18 protein-coding genes and 1 tRNA gene are annotated in these 16,750 nt (G+C 49.6%); 17 read left to right on the forward strand and 2 right to left on the reverse strand.

Features of this window, described 5'->3' with window-relative positions; all coding sequences use genetic code 11:
* Entirely contained in the window at positions 1-939 is a 939-nt protein-coding gene (locus ABFZ83_RS04275) for an isopenicillin N synthase family dioxygenase (protein WP_411818191.1), read from the reverse strand.
* Positions 940-1,141: 202 nt separating this feature from the next.
* Between ABFZ83_RS04275 and ABFZ83_RS04280 the strand changes: the two genes are divergently transcribed.
* The 10 genes from ABFZ83_RS04280 (at position 1,142) to ABFZ83_RS04325 (ending at position 9,586) form a co-directional block, all read left to right on the forward strand.
* Complete coding sequence (locus ABFZ83_RS04280; protein ID WP_411818192.1) at positions 1,142-1,885, forward strand: VIT1/CCC1 transporter family protein; 744 nt, start codon at positions 1,142-1,144, stop codon at positions 1,883-1,885.
* 36 nt (positions 1,886-1,921) lie between these two features.
* On the forward strand, positions 1,922-2,551 hold the full coding sequence (locus ABFZ83_RS04285) for a hypothetical protein (protein WP_411818193.1): 630 nt from the start codon (positions 1,922-1,924) through the stop codon (positions 2,549-2,551).
* Between the two features lie 273 nt (positions 2,552-2,824).
* A complete protein-coding gene (locus tag ABFZ83_RS04290; protein ID WP_411818194.1) occupies positions 2,825-4,348 on the forward strand; it encodes a hypothetical protein in 1,524 nt (507 codons plus the stop codon).
* Positions 4,349-4,701: 353 nt separating this feature from the next.
* Positions 4,702-5,874, forward strand: coding sequence for a two-component system sensor histidine kinase NtrB (locus tag ABFZ83_RS04295; protein ID WP_411818195.1), 1,173 nt, complete (start codon positions 4,702-4,704; stop codon positions 5,872-5,874).
* 3 nt (positions 5,875-5,877) lie between these two features.
* Positions 5,878-6,495 (forward strand): response regulator transcription factor, encoded by a 618-nt coding sequence (locus ABFZ83_RS04300; RefSeq protein WP_411818196.1) that lies wholly within the window; start codon positions 5,878-5,880, stop codon positions 6,493-6,495.
* Positions 6,496-6,610: 115 nt separating this feature from the next.
* Entirely contained in the window at positions 6,611-6,982 is a 372-nt protein-coding gene (locus ABFZ83_RS04305) for a response regulator transcription factor (RefSeq protein WP_411818197.1), read from the forward strand.
* 129 nt (positions 6,983-7,111) lie between these two features.
* Positions 7,112-7,417 (forward strand): hypothetical protein, encoded by a 306-nt coding sequence (locus ABFZ83_RS04310; RefSeq protein WP_411818198.1) that lies wholly within the window; start codon positions 7,112-7,114, stop codon positions 7,415-7,417.
* Between the two features lie 38 nt (positions 7,418-7,455).
* Positions 7,456-8,232 carry a cysteine hydrolase gene (locus ABFZ83_RS04315; protein ID WP_411818199.1) on the forward strand — a complete coding sequence of 259 codons (777 nt, stop codon included), beginning with the start codon at positions 7,456-7,458 and terminating at the stop codon, positions 8,230-8,232.
* A 337-nt stretch (positions 8,233-8,569) separates the two neighbouring features.
* Entirely contained in the window at positions 8,570-9,055 is a 486-nt protein-coding gene (locus ABFZ83_RS04320; protein ID WP_411818200.1) for a YHS domain-containing (seleno)protein, read from the forward strand.
* A gap of 90 nt (positions 9,056-9,145) precedes the next feature.
* Positions 9,146-9,586 (forward strand): DoxX family protein, encoded by a 441-nt coding sequence (locus ABFZ83_RS04325; protein ID WP_411818201.1) that lies wholly within the window; start codon positions 9,146-9,148, stop codon positions 9,584-9,586.
* Between the two features lie 104 nt (positions 9,587-9,690).
* Here the strand turns inward: ABFZ83_RS04325 and ABFZ83_RS04330 are convergent.
* A tRNA-Ser gene (locus ABFZ83_RS04330) sits at positions 9,691-9,780 on the reverse strand.
* A gap of 212 nt (positions 9,781-9,992) precedes the next feature.
* Here ABFZ83_RS04330 and ABFZ83_RS04335 point away from each other — a divergent pair.
* The 7 genes from ABFZ83_RS04335 to ABFZ83_RS04365 all read left to right on the forward strand — a co-directional run bounded on the left by ABFZ83_RS04335 (position 9,993) and on the right by ABFZ83_RS04365 (position 16,561).
* A complete protein-coding gene (locus ABFZ83_RS04335) occupies positions 9,993-10,967 on the forward strand; it encodes a septal ring lytic transglycosylase RlpA family protein (RefSeq protein WP_411818202.1) in 975 nt (324 codons plus the stop codon).
* 65 nt (positions 10,968-11,032) lie between these two features.
* Entirely contained in the window at positions 11,033-12,211 is a 1,179-nt protein-coding gene (locus ABFZ83_RS04340; protein ID WP_411818203.1) for a D-alanyl-D-alanine carboxypeptidase family protein, read from the forward strand.
* Positions 12,211-12,858, forward strand: a complete 648-nt coding sequence (gene tmk / locus ABFZ83_RS04345; RefSeq protein ID WP_411818204.1) for a dTMP kinase — start codon at positions 12,211-12,213, stop codon at positions 12,856-12,858. The genes ABFZ83_RS04340 and tmk overlap by 1 nt, the downstream gene beginning before the upstream one ends.
* A 42-nt stretch (positions 12,859-12,900) precedes the next feature.
* Positions 12,901-13,926: a DNA polymerase III subunit delta' gene (locus tag ABFZ83_RS04350; RefSeq protein ID WP_411818205.1), complete on the forward strand. Its 1,026-nt coding sequence runs from the start codon at positions 12,901-12,903 to the stop codon at positions 13,924-13,926.
* On the forward strand, positions 13,926-14,717 hold the full coding sequence (locus tag ABFZ83_RS04355; RefSeq protein WP_411818206.1) for a TatD family hydrolase: 792 nt from the start codon (positions 13,926-13,928) through the stop codon (positions 14,715-14,717). Before ABFZ83_RS04350 ends, ABFZ83_RS04355 begins: the two co-directional genes overlap by 1 nt.
* Positions 14,714-15,556 (forward strand): MBL fold metallo-hydrolase, encoded by an 843-nt coding sequence (locus tag ABFZ83_RS04360; RefSeq protein WP_411818207.1) that lies wholly within the window; start codon positions 14,714-14,716, stop codon positions 15,554-15,556. The genes ABFZ83_RS04355 and ABFZ83_RS04360 overlap by 4 nt, the downstream gene beginning before the upstream one ends.
* Before the next feature lie 168 nt (positions 15,557-15,724).
* A complete protein-coding gene (locus ABFZ83_RS04365; protein ID WP_411818208.1) occupies positions 15,725-16,561 on the forward strand; it encodes a DUF6597 domain-containing transcriptional factor in 837 nt (278 codons plus the stop codon).
* Positions 16,562-16,750 lie beyond the last annotated feature (189 nt).

Raw genomic sequence — 16,750 nt, forward strand, 5'->3', positions numbered from 1 at the left:
TTACGCCAACCCGATTTCGCGAAGGCGCTGTTTGAGGAATTCATCCGCTGTGATGTCTTCGTATTTTGCGCCTTCGCCCTTACAGCTTTCGATGCAGGAAAGAACTGCGTTTGAATGTGGATGCATGAAAAACGGCATCGAATAGCGCGATTCATTGGTACCATCTTGAGGGTTAACAACCCGGTGCGTGGTCGCCGGTATTTTGTCATTGCAAACGCGCGCCAACATATCGCCCGCATCGACGATAAGATTGTCCGGGTCCGTCTCAACCGGTAACCAGTTGCCGTCACGGTCAAGAAGCTCTAGCCCGCTTCCGTTTGCGGCAACAAGAATAGTAATCAGATTAATATCTTCATGGGCGGCAGCGCGAATAGCATTTGGATTTACGCCATCGGGGACGGGCGGATAATGCAACAGGCGCAAAATGCTATTTCCATTTGTCGCCATATCGCGGAAAAAATCACGTGGAACATCAAGCGAGGGTGCCAATGCTTCGAGCATGACCATGCCTGCCTCTTCGAGCGCATCAAAAAGCTCAAGAAAAGTATCACGAAAGCTCTCCGGCTTTTTCGGCCACACATTCGGAGGATAAATTTCTGCAAGCGGGGAGTCCTCAGGGAACTCGCGACCGACATGCCAGAACTCTTTCAGGTCCGGATGTTTTGAATCTTTCGCATGCTCGCGCCCGAATGGCGTATACCCGCGTTGCCCATCCGGCCTGAAAAACGGCATTTTATCGTCTTCGGGCAGAGCAAAGAATTCTGCGCTTTTATCATAAGCGCGCCGTAATAGTTCGTGGCTGACTTTATGGTCTTTCAGGATGATAAAGCCAAAATACTTGAACCCATCATACAAAGCGTCTTCGAATTCCTTGCGGTCGGCAGGGCTGCCGTCCGTATAGGCTTTGAGGCTGAGTTCGGGGACGCGTGTATATTTCATGGTCGGCTCTTTGATATGAGTTCGAGTGGGGAGAGGGGTTTAATCCCCAATTGGCCTAGTGGCAATGGCCCCTATGCTAACATAGGCGCATTGCTGCCCAACAGCCGTTCAGGGCCGTTGTGGCGAATTTTTCTTTGCGAGTGAATATTGTTCGCGCAACCTATTATTGACGGGCTTTCCTGGGGCGCATCATAATTCGCACATGCATGCAGATATTGAACACAGCCACCGGCCCGAAGAAATCGCCAAGCGCCTCGAAGATGGGCCGCAGGCGAACTATCTCAGAGATTGGGTCTTTGGCGGCATTGACGGCGCGGTCACGACCTTTGCCATTGTCGCTGGTGTCGCCGGCGCGGCTCTATCGACAAATGTCATTCTGATCTTGGGGGCGGCAAATCTCTTGGCTGATGGCTTTTCCATGGCCGCGGGAAATTATTCAGGCGTGAAAGCTGAGCAGGATGATTATCACCGCCTGCGTGAGATGGAACTGCGCCATATTGCAATTACGCCAGAGGGTGAACGGGAGGAAGTTCGTCAGATATTCGCGGCGAAAGGTTTTGAAGGAGACGATCTCGAACGCGCGGTAGAAATTATTACGGCGAGCCACGAGCGCTGGGTTAAAGTCATGTTGGAAGAAGAGCACGGTGCACCAAAGGTCGAGCGGTCGCCGAAAATTGCAGGGCTGGTGACGTTTCTTGCATTCTTTGTATGTGGTGCAGTTCCGCTAGTACCGTTTTTATTCTCGGGATTTATAACCCAGCCCCATGCAATGATCGCTGCAACAATTATGACGGGTGCGGTTTTTTTCGGGATTGGAACACTAAAGTCGAAATGGTCGACCGCGCGTTGGTGGGTTTCAGGTCTTGAAACGTTTGCCATCGGAATGGTGGCAGCGGGAACGGCCTATGGTGTTGGTGCACTTTTAAAAAGCTGGGTAGGCGTATAAACTAAAGTTCAGTGGTTCTTCAGGGGAGAGCAACCGTTGAAAAAATATCTCACAGTTTTCGCCATTCTTGTTGGATCGGTGTTATCGTCGGTCAATGCGCAATTACCGGAAATCGAGCCTGAGCGAAAAATACCACCCGGTGGCATTCAGCCAATCAAACCGAAACCAAGCTATGAAAGCGCGACGGAGATGAGCGCGAGCATTGAGACGCCTGCTGACATCACCGCGTCACGGGCATTTGGTCAGCGATTTTGGACGCATCCATTTTATCATGGCGGGCAATCAATTAACGGTATCAATGCCAAATGCCTCAGCGTGGTTAGATTGAACCTCGATAATGTGAGCCGGGAAACACCCGTAACGGCCCGAGTGATGTGTCATGATATGAGCGCGTCTCATCCGATTACCGGCAAGCAAGCGCGATTACGGAGCCGCAATGACACAACTCTTGATGAAACGCTCGACATTCCGGTGCGTTCAGTCGTTAGTTGGCAATTCAGTTCCTTCGAGCCAAATGAAACCACTCAATGCAGTATTGTCACCAGCAAACCGGTGATGGCTTTTCTTGAAACAACACGCCTGCTTGCAGGGCCAGACCTCGACAAAGCTGGTGATCGCTGCGCCGGGACGCAACAAATCACGCCCCTTTACCCGATGGACAAATAAATGCGGAGCTCAAAGCGAAGGAGCGATTATTATTATTATTCAATCTGCTCCTTTGCATCCGGGTTCTGACACCACGGTGCAAACGCATCCATTTGCGCGATAAATGCGCTCAAATAAAGTCGACCTCAAAAAAAAATAAAACGAACAGGGTGCTTGTAATGTATTTATTACATGTACGTAAAAACAATATTGGGGTTTACAATAGGGCAATAATAGACGGACAGTGTACGGCAAAAAGTAGATAATAAATTTTGTTTATTCGGGGGTGGGGCGATGAAACAAAAAATCATCAGCGTTGTAGTTTGTTTGAAATTCGCGCTTGGTGTTGGTTTTACCAGCACAGCAACTGCTGAATGGCATCGGGTCGATAGCAACGTCGCGCAGGTTTATAGCGAGATTGGCGAGAAAAATTCGATCGAAGTCGCTGAGCAATTATCGCGATACGATACTGTCTTACGGACAATGATGGGTTCAAAGGAGGATTTGAATGCGCCTCCAATTAAAGTTTTCGTTGTCAGTAATTATAACGACCTGAAATATGTTGCTCCGAAAGTACCGCGTTCCGCAATCGGGTTTTACCGCGCGACACCAGAGTCTATTGTGACGGTTTTGATCGGATATGATGACCCGAATGTGCGTATATTAGATGCGAAAACTGTTCTTCAGCACGAATATGCTCACCACTTCATGTATAGGAATTTTTCCGGCGTCTATCCGCAATGGTTCGTAGAGGGATTTGCCGAGTATTTTTCTACGATCGATTTTAACGATGAAAAAGCGGTGATAGGCGACCTTTCGATAGCACGATATGCGACATTGCTAAAGCGATCAATGTTAGATGTAGAATTGTTCTTTGTTGACGAGCTGCGCGGTCGCGAAGTCAGCGGATTGTACGCAACCGCGTGGCTAGCGACGCACTATTTTTATTCTTCTACTGAGCGCCAGGCGCAATTGTTTCAGTATATCCGGGATCAACGCGCAGGTAGCGATCCAAGATTGGCGTTTGAAAATGCAATCGGTATGACAATCAAAGACTTCGAAAAACGTCTGCGTACCTATCTAAAAAAGGAAATTGGTGCCTATGTTGTTTCTGTGCCGCGTCAGAATTCAGTAATTACGAAGCCGGTATCCGTTTCAAATAGTAATGCACGGGATCTCATGCTTTACGAACGCGTCGCAGGATCGTCATTAGACCCGGAAGATGAGGACGTCGATGGCGAGGAGATTTTGCGACTGGCGAAAAATAGAGCGAATTCGTCCGGCGCATCACTGACGGCGCAAAAGGCCTGGGTTCTCGCAAATATTAAATTTGGTGACAAATTATTAGCCCTCGATCTCGCCGAATCGTTGGCCATGCAAACGCCTTCGGACACGGATTTGATGTACCTTCACGGATATGCCGCACTTGAGGCATCCGGTCAGGAAGGTGCTGATCGGATCTCCTTTACCGATAATGCCCGTGCAAATTTACAGCAGGTTATGTCGGCAAACCCTTCTGATTACCGAGCCTATTTCAAGTTGGGACAGTCCTATTTTCTTTCCGAAGGCGCAACGTCGAGCGAAGCATTGGAAGCTATGATTAATGCGTATAGGCTCGCGCCGGAAGTTCTTCCACTAACGGTCAATCTCGCAATATTGCTTTGGTCGCAAGGTAGAGATCATGAAGCGCGATTACTGCTAACGCCCTTAGCGAACCATCCCCACGAGACGAAAATTGCGACGGTCGCAGGAGAATTGTTAGACCTGATGGGCGATAATACGGATGCAACGATTAGTCACAAATATTGGCAACAATAACGCGAGTTGAAAGACGCGCAGAATATCCGTCCGCGCAAGAGTCTTTCGGTGCGCATTTTCTTGTTTGCAACTGTCCGAACTGTGTAACGCCAAAGTGATTTAGATTCCCACAAATCTGATTACGCATGCCATTACATGAAGGTGTCAGGAACTGATGTGGGTCTAAGATTTTATTTTCGCATTAATACGCCTCTATGCTTTCACATTATTTTGCGATTGTTTTTATATTCAAGTAAAACGCCAGTGTACGGATGTATCGATCGTTATGATTGTGATCGTCCGTAAATTAACAAGTTGTCAAGTTAGGATATCCGTGCATACTTCCCGTTGCAGTTGTGGGTGCGGGGGAAGAATTGAGCGCGAGCAATGCGACGAACGAAGATGAGGCCTTGCGGCGATATAAGGATCTAATTCTTGCTGCGAGTGGCGACGGGATATATGGTCTGGATACTGAGGGGAACACATTATTCGTCAATCCGGCCGCGCTCCAATTAACCGGTTTTGAAAAAGACGAAGTTATCGGGCGGTCTGTCCATTATCTCATTCACCATTCCCACGCGAATGGATCAAACTATTCCCATCTTGATTGCCCTGTGCACGCGGCGTTCAAAGACGGGAAAGTCCATCACGTCGATGATGAAGTTTTCTGGCGCAAAGACGGCAGTTCTTTTCCCGTAGAATATATTAGCACCCCCATATGGGATGAAGGTGCCCTGGTCGGCGCGGTCGTATCTTTCAGGGACATCACCAAACGTAAAGAATTTGAAGCGGCGTTACATGACAGTGAGCAACGGGCATATGCCCTGCAATCCGAGCTACACCATGTGTCGCGGCTCGGCGCTATGGGTGAGATGGCTTCGAATATTGCGCATGAATTAAACCAGCCACTGGCGGCTGCGATAAATTATACGCAAGCCGCACGAAAGGTGATTCAATCTGACGGTGCATTTGATGAACGCGGTATCGCTGAAATTCTAGATAAGGCTATTCAACAATCAAAACGGGCCGCCGAAATAATCCGTGGCCTACGGAGTTTTGTCAGCAAAGATAGTTCAACCAAGATATTGGTCGATATTAATGAGATCATAGAAGATGCAATCGAGCTCACAATGTACGGAAATTTGGCTGCGAGAAGCCAAGTTCAATATATTCCGGTTGCGCCCGATGTTTCGATTATGGTTGATAAAATCAGAATTCAGCAAGTTATTGTGAATTTGGTTAAAAACAGTCTTGATGCGCTTGGCTCAGTCTCAGATGCAGAGATCATCGTTCAAACGAGGTGCGTAGAGCAAAATTTGGAAATTTCCGTTTCTGATAACGGCCCGGGAATTCCCGAAGAGATCAGAAATTCAGTCTTTCGGCCGTTTGTCACCACCAAAGCCGATGGCATGGGGGTGGGGCTTTCGATTTCGAAGTCGATCATAGAAGAGCATTTCGGCAAATTGACAGTCAGTGACAATCCAGACCGGGGCGTGATGTTCAAAGCAACGCTGCCTCTGTCAGACGATGCAATACCCGCGGAGTGATGAGTGACAGAACCGATCGTATATGTCGTCGATGATGATCCGGATGTGTTGGACTCGCTTAAAGCGCTCTTAGGGGCCGAGGGCTTTGTCGTAGAGAAATTTTCATCTGGCGGGGAGTTGCTCGAACACTTTGCTGAAGCTGAACCAAAAGGCTGTATTTTATGTGATGTTCGGATGCCAGGTATGACGGGCCTTGAGGTGCAACGCGCTCTGAATGAGCTATCTGGATCGCCGCCTATTATATTCATGACCGGGCACAGCGAATTACCGCTAGCTGTCGAGGCGATGAAAGCCGGTGCTTTCGATTTTGTGGAAAAGCCTATAGATGACTCATATCTCGTTGACCGATTGAACAAAGCTCATGAAGTCGGGCTTGAGCGCAGGCAATTCGCTAAAGAAGCGGCAAAGATCACCCAAAATATTAGCCGGCTCACACCGCGAGAGCGAGAGGTTATGGATTTGCTGGTTGAAGGTCATCCGAACAAAATTATCGCCTTTAAGCTCGATATCAGTGCGCGAACCGTTGAGATTCACCGGTCACGAGTCATGGAGAAAATGGGGGCGAACTCGCTGTCCCACCTAGTGCGGATGAGTTTGCAAGTCGAGGCAGCGAAAATATAAGTAATAATGCTTATATTGCCGAAAATGCTCAATATACATAATATGAAGAGCCGAGCGTGTATCAAGCGCTAAGGGGCTTAGATTACCTGCTGCGTATGGTCCCGTGATAAATAAATTGAAACAAATAGATCTTGCGATAATTGACGATGATGACGCCGTTCGCGACTCTTTGAGCGCGTTGTTGACCGTATCGGGATTTAGTTCGCAATCCTTCGATTCAGCAATCGATTTTCTGCGTAGTGACCTTAAGCCCAAAGTCGTTGTTTTGGACTTATATATGCCAGCGATGTCGGGGCTTGAGCTGGTGGACCGGCTGCGAAGCTCGGGAGACATGACGCCGGTTATTTTAATCTCTGGAGAATTTAAAGAGTCGGATTACCGGCAGGCCAAAAGCCTGAACGTAGATAAATTTCTCGAAAAACCGTTCACGGATGAAGATTTGCTAAAAGCGCTTGAAGAGATCGGAACATTTCCGAGTTCCTGTTAAGCGAATATCACGCATTCGTGCATATAAGTAAAAACCGCTAGGCACAATTCCTAATACCGCTTCACAATAGGCTGCCTTACTGTTGGCGATGTCGAGCTTCTTAAGCTCATTCCCGACGAGGAGGCAGCCATGAGCGACCAGACACATTCTCGTATTGTCGTTATCGAACTTCCGCCATTAGAAAAGAACCGCTCTGGAAGCAAAAAATCCGGCAGAAATGGTTGTGCAAAGCGCTACGCGGAAATCCTCGAGCCAATAAAACCCGATGGTGTACGGAGCGACACGAAGCCGCTTTGTTTGGTCAAAATGCTGGCATCGCATTGCAACCGTGATGTGGTCACAGTTCTGGGCGGCACACTCATTAATTTTAATTTAGCGCACTGCCGCAAGGACGGACGCGCTCACTTTTTCGTTCGCCGCGATGTCGCGGACTAATGAAAGACCTCTCTAATCTGGAAAGAAGGAGTATGGCTATGCGTAACGAACAAATAAAGAAAACCGTCAAGCTAAGCGGCCTAATGACGGGTGTCGCTTTATGTCTGTTTTTGTATGTCGGTGATGTCGCCGCCGATGACGGGCTTCCTGACCCCGGCATGAGTATTGAGCCAGGCCGTACAGCACTGGTTGTCACCGATCCACAAAATGACTTCCTGAGCCCTGACGGCGTCACCTGGGGCGTCGTTGGTAAAAACGTCACAGAGAATAAAACAGTCGAAAATATCGATGCACTGTTTGAGACCGCGAAAGATGTCGGCATGCCCGTTTTCATCTCTCCGCATTATTATTATCCACACGATCATCGTTGGAAAATGGAAGGCACTTTAGAGGCTTTGATGCATTCGATCGGCATGTTCGATAGAGAGGATGCTCTTTCGCTCGATGGCTTTGAAGGGTCGGGGGCTGACTGGCTTGAGCAATACAAGCGATATATTGATGATGGCAAAACAGTTGTGACCAGTCCTCACAAAGTTTACGGGCCTGAAAGCAACGATCTTGTTTTACAATTGCGAAAAGCCGGTATCAGCAAAATTGTACTCGCCGGGATGTCGGCCAATCTCTGCACAGAATCCCACATGCGGGAGTTAGTTGAGCAAGGTTTCGAAGTTTATGTCGCTTATGACGCAACAGCTGCCGCTCAACTCCCGAAGTGGGACGGCTTTTCTGCTGCGATGACCAATTACCGGATGATCTCTAATCACGTGGCCCCGACATCCGTCGCAGTGAAGGAAATTCGGAAAGCCTACAAATAAAATTTCGCCCCCGTGCGCAGCCGTCCAGCGCACGTCCCCAGCTGCCCCGTTATCCTCCCAACAACGGGGCAGCATTCTATTTCAACAAATTCTTCAAAATAATTGAGTTTTTGGCGGCGGATACGTGAACTGTTTTCACAAGCATAGTGATCGATAGATCAGCCGCGATCTTAGATACGTATAAATCCATAGGTATAATATCGGACTATCCGAACGGCGTATACGGAATAAAAAGATATCGGGTCGGTCGTCCGCAAGGCGGTGTAAGGAGCGGGTTCGTTCCGCTGTTTTGAAAGTCACGGGTGCCGGTGTTTACCTATAATGAAAGGACAAAGACATGTTACGCATAACAAAAATATCGGCTGCCGCATTTCTTGCTGCGGCTATCGTTCAGTCTCAAGCATTCGCCGCCGATGAATACAATGTCTCCTCGGGGAATACCTTAAGTGGTTCGCCGTTGGGCGTTCATGGCGTTGATACGGTAGTTTTGTCAAAGTTTGGTGCTGTTACGGACGGCAATGCTTCACATGCCGTCGTTTATGATGGTGTTTCCTATTATTTTTCGACGAAGAAAACTGCAAAATTAATTGAGGCCGATCCGCAATCATACCTGCCCCAGTATGGCGGCTTTTGCGCCTTTGCAGTTGCGCTTGGCAAAAAACTAGATGGTGATCCGCGATACGCCGATATCGTCGATGGAAAGCTATATCTTTTTGTCAATGATGAGATCTTCCGTAAATACAAAAAGAACCCCGGGAAAATTATCAAGGATGCCGAGAGAAAGTGGCCGAACATTCGCGGTAAATCAGTAAGCGAACTATGAGGCTCCTGTGCGATTGGAGAAATAATTCTGATCGCACACACGCCACCTAAAGCAAAGTAATTCATCGTGCCGAAAAGGGGAGTTCAGGTCATGTTTAGTTTCGTTTCCTTACGGCGAGACAGCCGTCATATTTTGAGTATATACGGAATTGGATTGTTGTTCGGCCGGATAGCGCTGGCCGGTATTTTTCTTAGATCGGGTATCGAGAAAATATTGTTTTACGCGGAAACCCAATCATATTGGATTGGGCATAATGTTCCGGCAATGATTTTACCGATTGTCATCATGTTCGAATTGGCGTCCGCCATGTCAATCTTGTTGGGATGGAAGACGAGAAGTGCGTGCATTCTCCTCGCGGGATTTTCGCTCGTAACCGCAGTTGTATTTCATTTTGATATCGCGGCAGAGATGGTCTCGCCGTTATTTATAGAAAACCTGGTGATAGCGTGTGGCTTGTTGGTTCTCTGCGTCAGTGGCCCCGGTCTGATGACCATAACGAAATATCCCCACTCGAAGTATGTATTTTCGTAGATTGAGGCATTTGTAGAAAGCGGAGAGGGCGCGCGAGTCAATGATCGGGGAGCGGCTTCGGCCGGCTATAAATTTACCGAATTCCAACCGGTCAGGTAAGGCACTGGCGGAGGGGGTGGGATTCGAACCCACGGAACGCTCACACGCTCAACGGTTTTCAAGACCGCCGCATTCGACCACTCTGCCACCCCTCCGGGCGCGCGCTGAAGCCCGATTGGCCCTGCGCGCTAAATGCGCGGAGGGAGAGATAACGCGCTCGTCAAAAATGACAAGCACTTAGTTGCAGGTTTTTTCTCAGAAATTGGTTAAGCTTTCCCACAGGCGGGGGTTATTGCCGGAATGTGCCGAGTCGCATATGTCTGTTTATCGGCTGGCTGGCCTAATTAACCGAGGCGTCTTCGCGCATATGACCATTTCCCGAAATTGGCTGATAATCTGTGTTTTTGTGCTCTTAGGGGCATGTACCACCGCGCCACAGCGCGGGGCTGGCGGCTCTCCCCACTATAAAGTCGGAAACCCGTATAAAGTGGCGGGCCGTTGGTATCACCCCAAGGAAGACCCAAATTATGACCGCGTGGGGATAGCGTCATGGTATGGTGAGCAATTTCATGGCCGGCTGACCGCAAATGGCGAAATTTTCGATATGAATCTGCTCTCAGCGGCACACACGACGCTTCCGCTGCCATCCATGGTCGAGGTGACGAACCTTGAGAATGGGCGCTCGGTGGTTGTCCGGTTGAACGACCGTGGTCCGTTTGTGGGTGATCGCATCATCGATATGTCTCGAGCGGCCGCAAGAAAGCTCGGGTTCGAGCATCAAGGAACCGCCAAAGTCCGGGTGCGATATGCGGGGAGGGCACCGTTAACCGCCTCTGCACCGCGCCGAAGTGAGCGGGTAGCACGCGCGGCTCCGGTCAGGTCCCAGCCGCGCAACGAAGGCGGCCAGCCAAAACGAACAGAGATTTCCAGCCTTCTGACCGAAATTGAGCAGGCACCGGCCCTGACCCAGGGAGCCGAAGATGTTGCGATAGGATCAGCGGCCGGAGGACAGACCGCCGAAATCCCTGCGGCGGATCTCGGCACGCCCGATCCAGATGACGCAAAATTTGTCCATCCAACGCCAAGCGCTGATACGCCTGTCGAAGCGCTCTATATCATTCGCGTGGCGGCGCTTTCGCGATTGGATAATATTGATGCGCTGCGTGCGCAGTTGGGCGATATTGGCACATTGCGGCTTTCGCGTGTTGAAACCGATGAAGGCAAAGTGTTTTATCGGGTTAATCTTGGGCCGTTTTCATCGATCGAAACGGCCGGCGAAAAGTTGGCTGCGGTTCGCGGTGCAGGCTATAATGATGCCGCGTTGGTCACCATTACGCCTTAGTCGTGCCTGAATAGAATTGTTTTGTCGCTTATGCGGCTGGAGTGAATTTCCAAGGGAGTTGAGCTTTGTTGTTTTCGAAATTCCGTGTTGGTGTTGCGATCTTATTTGCGACGGTTACGGGTGTGGTGCCATCAGCCATGGCACAGGGTGCCATTACGACGCCGGCAGAATATGCGCTGATTATGGATTATCGCACGGGCGAGATCCTTTACGAGAAAAACGCGCGTACACCGACCGCACCGGCATCGATGTCAAAATTGATGACCGTGGCGATTGTTTTCGAGCGGCTAAAAAATGGCTCACTACAGCTGAGTGATGAGTTCGACGTTTCTGAAAAAGCATGGCGCGAGCGCGAGGGCTCCTCAATGTGGGTGCGCGTAAATACGAGCATTCCGGTGCTCGATCTCTTGCGCGGTATTATTGTTCAATCCGGTAATGATGCCTGTATCGTTGTCGCGGAAAACATTTCTGGCTCGGAAGAGGCCTTTGCGGAACTCATGAACAGAAAGGCTCATGAGTGGGGATTGAACGATTCCACTTTTGCAAATCCTCACGGAATGCCGCATCCCAATCAGAAAATGAGCATGCGGGATCTCGCCATTCTGACCCGTAAAATTATTTCGGAATATGGCGAATATTATGCGCTATTCGCCGAACGCGAATTCACTTGGGAAAAAATTCGTCAATCAAACCGGAATCCAATTCTTGGGATGGTTGATGGCGCGGACGGGTTAAAAACGGGACATACAGAAGAATCGGGTTACGGCCTTGTGGGATCGGCTGTACAGAACAACGAGCGCCGGATCGTTGTTGTCAATGGCTTAGATTCAGAGCGCCAGCGCGCCACGGAGTCTGCCCGTTTGATGCGCGTTGCGTTCAATGATTTTTCCAGCAAGAAGATTTTCGAAGCCGGTTCAGTCGTCGGCGATGCGCAGGTCTTTAAAGGCAAGGACAAGACTGTACCTTTGATCACGCATGAGCCCGTCAAGCTAATGCTGCATCGGTCAATGCTGGACGACGTCAAAGCGAAAATCATCTATGAGGGCCCGGTCTCTGCGCCGATTTCGGAGAACCAGCAAATTGGCACATTGCGCGTTGAAGCAGAAAATGGTCCGGCGCGCGAATACGCTCTCTATGCCGGAAAGGCCGTTAAAGAAGCGAGCGTTTGGGGCAAAATTGGCCTCGCGGCAATGAAGCTTTTGGCAAAACCAGAGTCCACTGATACCGCGATAGCTGGCGAATAATGTCGGGCAAGAAAGGCAAACCCGGTGTTTTCATCAGCTTCGAAGGTGGTGATGGGGCCGGAAAGTCAACGCAGATAAAACGGCTAGCCGATGCTGTTCGTGCGACCGGACGAGAGGTTGTTTTAACGCGAGAGCCAGGTGGTTCGGATGGCGCTGAAGCCATTCGTAAATTGCTTCTTGAAGGGGCTGCGGATCGTTGGTCCCCAATGACCGAAGCATTGATGATGTACGCTGCTCGAGCCGATCATCTGGAGCGTGTGATCCTCCCGGCGTTAGAGCGTGGAGCCGTAGTCATCTCTGATCGCTTTTCCGACTCGACGATGGCCTATCAGGGGCTTGCAGGCGCGCTTGGCGAAAAACGGGTAGGAGCGCTGCAAGAGCTCGTGGTCGGTTCGAACGAGCCGGACCTCACGATTATACTCGATCTGCCTGTAAAAGACGGCCTCGCCCGCGCGGGAGCCAGATCCGGGAATGAACAACGCTTTGAGTCCAAAGGGACGGCATTTCAAGAGAATGTCAGAAATGCATTTCTTGAAATCGCCAAGCGTAACCCGGTAAGATGTGCCGTCATTGATGCGACGGGCGATATCGATATGGTCACGGCGAGAGTTCTATCGGAAGTTAAGGCACGTCTTTCCCTTTTGTGAGTGTGCCTTTTAATCCAGCGGTAAAGTGATTAGAAAATCCGAATGGAAAATGAGCTAATTCATCCCAATAGTCGCGCAAATCAGTTCGGCCGCACTGAGCTGGAAAGAAAATTGCGCGCCACAATGGATGAGGGTGTTTTCAGCCATGGATGGATCATTGCCGGGCCAGAGGGATCGGGCAAGGCAACGCTTGCCTATCGAATTGCACGGGCCGCATTAGACCCAGATGCACTCGTTAGTGCCGACAGTTTTGACATGCCAGAAACATCGCGAACATTCCGTCAGATTAGCGCACATGCGCATCCGGATTTGTTTGTGGCCGAGCGATTGTGGGATGAGAAAAAAGCAAAATTTCAGTCGGAGATTACCGTTGAAACGGTTCGCAAGCTGACTTCATTTTTGGGCCGTACGGCATCGGGTGGCGGCGCGCGCGTAGCTATTGTCGATACAGCTGATGATCTGAACCGTAATGCCGCGAATGCCTTGTTGAAAGTTCTTGAAGAACCACCCCGCGATACTTTGTTGCTATTATTATCCTCGGCACCCGGACGGTTATTGCCGACTATTCGGTCACGCTGCCGCCGCGTAGAATTGCCAGAGATGCCAGACGACGCGGTTAAAGACTTTCTGATTTCAGAAGGGGTCGATGATACGACAGCGAGCAGTGTTGCGTCTTTTGCTCATGGGCGGCCGGGATACGCGCTCACATTGACCGCTGGAGATGGTGTCGATGCCATCGGTCTCGCGAATGCATTTTTGAAAGCAACACAGTCGAACAGCGATATCTCGAAAATCATTTCAGGTGTTACCGGTAAAGCGGGCGAGGGGCGCTGGCCGGTATTTCGCGACACTGTTTTGTCGACCATTAGCGATGGTGCTCGATCGGCCGCCCTCGGTATGCCGCATAAAATGTTTCCGAAAAATATTAGTGCAGGGGCATTGCTTGAGGGCTGGGAAAACCTTTCGCGCCTTGTGGTTCGCGGAGAAGCGGTCAATCTTGATCGCGGTCAGTTAATCATGGCAATGGCCCATGATCTTCGTTCCTCAATGCGCGGGAGCCGAGTTTAGTGTTTGTAGATAGTCACGTAAATCTCCATTCAGATAAATACGAAGATGATCTGGATGAGGTGCTTGAGCGCGCGCGTGAGGCTGGCGTAAGCGCTATGCTGACAATTTCGGATCAGCTTTCTTCGACCGAAGCTATTAAAAAGATTGCTCAAGCAAACCCGCTGATATGGCGCAGTGTTGGGGTGCATCCTCATTACGCGAAAGATGACCCCGATTTAAAAGCGCTGACATTGATCGATCTGTCGCGTGATGACGACGTAGTAGGCATAGGTGAGTGCGGACTAGATTATTATTACGAATATTCAGACCGCGATATTCAGGCGAAAATATTTAAAGCTCATATCGACGCCGCGCGTGAAACGAAGTTGCCGTTGATTATTCACACTCGTGATGCCGATGTTGAGACAAAGAATATACTCACTGAAAGTCAGAAAGCAGGGCGCTTTATTCCGCTACTGCATTGTTACACTGGCGGTCCAGCGCTAGCTGATGCCGTCCTTAATATGGATGGGTTTATATCTTTTTCTGGCATCATAACCTTCAAGAACGCGAATGATATTCGCGAAATTGCTCGAACAACGCCGCTTGACCGAATTCTCATCGAAACTGATTGCCCATATCTCGCGCCAGTGCCGATGCGCGGTCGCAGAAACGAACCCGCATTTGTGACGCATGTCGCAGAAAAATTGGCAGAGATTAAAGAGGTTTCGATAGACGAAATTGAAAAAGCGACGACTGATAATTTCTTTCGCTGCTTTTCACGCGCATATAATCCGATGTCTGAGCAATGACAAAAAATATTCGAATTATTGTACTCGGATCCGGTTCATCTGGTGGCGTGCCCAGATTTGGCGGTACCGACGGCTCGGGAGACTGGGGCCATTGTGACCCGACCGAGCCGAAAAATAGACGTACACGATGCTCCATATTGGTGCAGAGAGAGCATCCCGAATTCGGCTATCAGCCGGACAAGGTGACCAGCGTTTTAGTTGATACGTCCCCAGATATGCGTGCGCAACTTTTGGCGGCACGATGTGCCCGATTGGATGCGGTTTTGTTCACACATGACCACGCTGATCAGTGTCACGGAATAGACGATCTCCGTGTTTTTGCAATTCAGATGAAAAAGCGAATTCCGGTTTACATAGATCAATCGACATCAGGCAATCTTTTAAATCGATTTGATTATTGCTTCGAACAGGCCCCGGGAAGTCCGTACCCGCCTATATTAGACAAAATCGATATGCCGATTTGTGGCGACAAAGTATCAATTGATGGCCCGAGCGGTCGATTGGAATTCATTCCGTTTCTACAATTTCATGGAAGCGTGAATTCGCTTGGCTTTCGAGTTGGCGACGTGGCGTATTCAAGCGACGTTGTCGGCCTTCCGGAAGAAAGTTTCTCGATCCTCGACGGCGTGAATTGCTGGATTGTCGATGCGCTTCAGCGCACCCCCCACAAAACCCATGCCCATCTTGATCTGACGCTGGATTGGCTGAAACGGGTAGGGCCAAAATCCGGGGTGCTTACAAACCTCCATGTAACAATGGATTATCGGTCATTGCTCGATGAATTGCCGCCAGGAATTGAACCAGCATTCGATGGCATGGTGTTGCACGGCACTTTATGAACAAGTTATATCTTGTTGTTTTTATTGTAATATTACTTGTTAAACCCGAAGCGAAATCTCGCTTCAGTTATGGGCTTTGACTGACGTTATATAGTCGTGTTCTTTTACACAAAACCGCGCAAAATCTGTTATGGTGTGCGATCAGTTTTGAGGAAGAATAGGTCGTAAATGGAACTACGTTATTACATGCCACGCAGCGATTTGCGTGATTATGTGCGTGCGTATTATTTCTATTCTGTTGATATTGCATCATCTGAAACTCTTTGTGCGGAGCTTGGCAATATTCGGGTTATTCTACGCGGTGGCGGAATGCTGCAAATGCCGGGCGGACAATTGGAACCAAGCATGTCGGCATTTTTACTCGGTCCGACATTGGGTTCGTACAACCTGATGATTGAGCCAAAAACGGCGGTATTTGGCGTCGGAATACGCCCCGAAGGCTGGCACGCTTTATTTGGGGTTAGCGCTGAAGAACTCGCTGACAAAGTCATTGATTTAACCGCGTTTTCCGGCGGGATTTTGATGTCGTCAATCGAGGAAATTCGCAATGCTGAAACCCTCGCTGAAATGAGTGCTGCCGCTGATCGGTATTTCGTTGACCAATTAAATAAGCGCGAGGCACACATCCGGCAGCGATATCCCGTTGAATTAGCCAATTGGCTGCTTGATCCGAATGACCTAGGGCTCGATGCCTTGATGGAAGCGATGGATGTCTCGCGCCGCCAGACAGACCGACTTGCAAAATTATACTTTGGCGCGTCGCCAAAATTCCTACAGAGGAAATATCGGGCGCTAAGAGCTGCGGATAGAATACGTGCTGGCGAAACAGCCTGGATGAATGCTGCTGGGTCCAAATTTTATGACCAATCTCATTTCATCAAAGAGTTCAAAACGTTTATTGGCGTAACGCCCAAACAGTTCATCGATAACCAAGCCAGATTGATCGCCCAGATCCAACAAATGCGTGTGCAAAGTGCGCTTCAAATACCGTTGGCAAGTTTTTGAGCCTTTATGGCCAAAATTTCCTATAGTCAGCGAATTGGCCGTTCTAGCCTCAACCCGGGAGAATACCGGCCCAAATGGTGATTGCTGGAGGGAGAGCCAGCGGGGGAACCTTTGGGAATACAGTGAGAGCGCGCGTGAAATCTGATCCGCAAGGGGTTTCTCGCGCGCTCTTTACCCTCCACATTAGCA

Origin of the sequence: Hyphococcus formosus (assembly GCF_046736345.1) — a bacterium.
Lineage (GTDB): Bacteria > Pseudomonadota > Alphaproteobacteria > Caulobacterales > Parvularculaceae > Hyphococcus > Hyphococcus formosus.

What these genes read in the sequence shown, in the direction of transcription:
- ABFZ83_RS04275 (WP_411818191.1), bottom strand. Translation starts at nt 939, where the DNA reads ATGAAATATACACGCGTCCCCGAACTCAGCCTCAAAGCCTATACGGAC.
- ABFZ83_RS04280 (WP_411818192.1), top strand. Translation starts at nt 1,142, where the DNA reads ATGCATGCAGATATTGAACACAGCCACCGGCCCGAAGAAATCGCCAAG.
- ABFZ83_RS04290 (WP_411818194.1), top strand. Translation starts at nt 2,825, where the DNA reads ATGAAACAAAAAATCATCAGCGTTGTAGTTTGTTTGAAATTCGCGCTT.
- ABFZ83_RS04310 (WP_411818198.1), top strand. Translation starts at nt 7,112, where the DNA reads ATGAGCGACCAGACACATTCTCGTATTGTCGTTATCGAACTTCCGCCA.
- ABFZ83_RS04315 (WP_411818199.1), top strand. Translation starts at nt 7,456, where the DNA reads ATGCGTAACGAACAAATAAAGAAAACCGTCAAGCTAAGCGGCCTAATG.
- ABFZ83_RS04320 (WP_411818200.1), top strand. Translation starts at nt 8,570, where the DNA reads ATGTTACGCATAACAAAAATATCGGCTGCCGCATTTCTTGCTGCGGCT.
- ABFZ83_RS04325 (WP_411818201.1), top strand. Translation starts at nt 9,146, where the DNA reads ATGTTTAGTTTCGTTTCCTTACGGCGAGACAGCCGTCATATTTTGAGT.
- ABFZ83_RS04335 (WP_411818202.1), top strand. Translation starts at nt 9,993, where the DNA reads ATGACCATTTCCCGAAATTGGCTGATAATCTGTGTTTTTGTGCTCTTA.
- tmk (WP_411818204.1), top strand. Translation starts at nt 12,211, where the DNA reads ATGTCGGGCAAGAAAGGCAAACCCGGTGTTTTCATCAGCTTCGAAGGT.
- ABFZ83_RS04350 (WP_411818205.1), top strand. Translation starts at nt 12,901, where the DNA reads ATGGAAAATGAGCTAATTCATCCCAATAGTCGCGCAAATCAGTTCGGC.
- ABFZ83_RS04360 (WP_411818207.1), top strand. Translation starts at nt 14,714, where the DNA reads ATGACAAAAAATATTCGAATTATTGTACTCGGATCCGGTTCATCTGGT.
- ABFZ83_RS04365 (WP_411818208.1), top strand. Translation starts at nt 15,725, where the DNA reads ATGGAACTACGTTATTACATGCCACGCAGCGATTTGCGTGATTATGTG.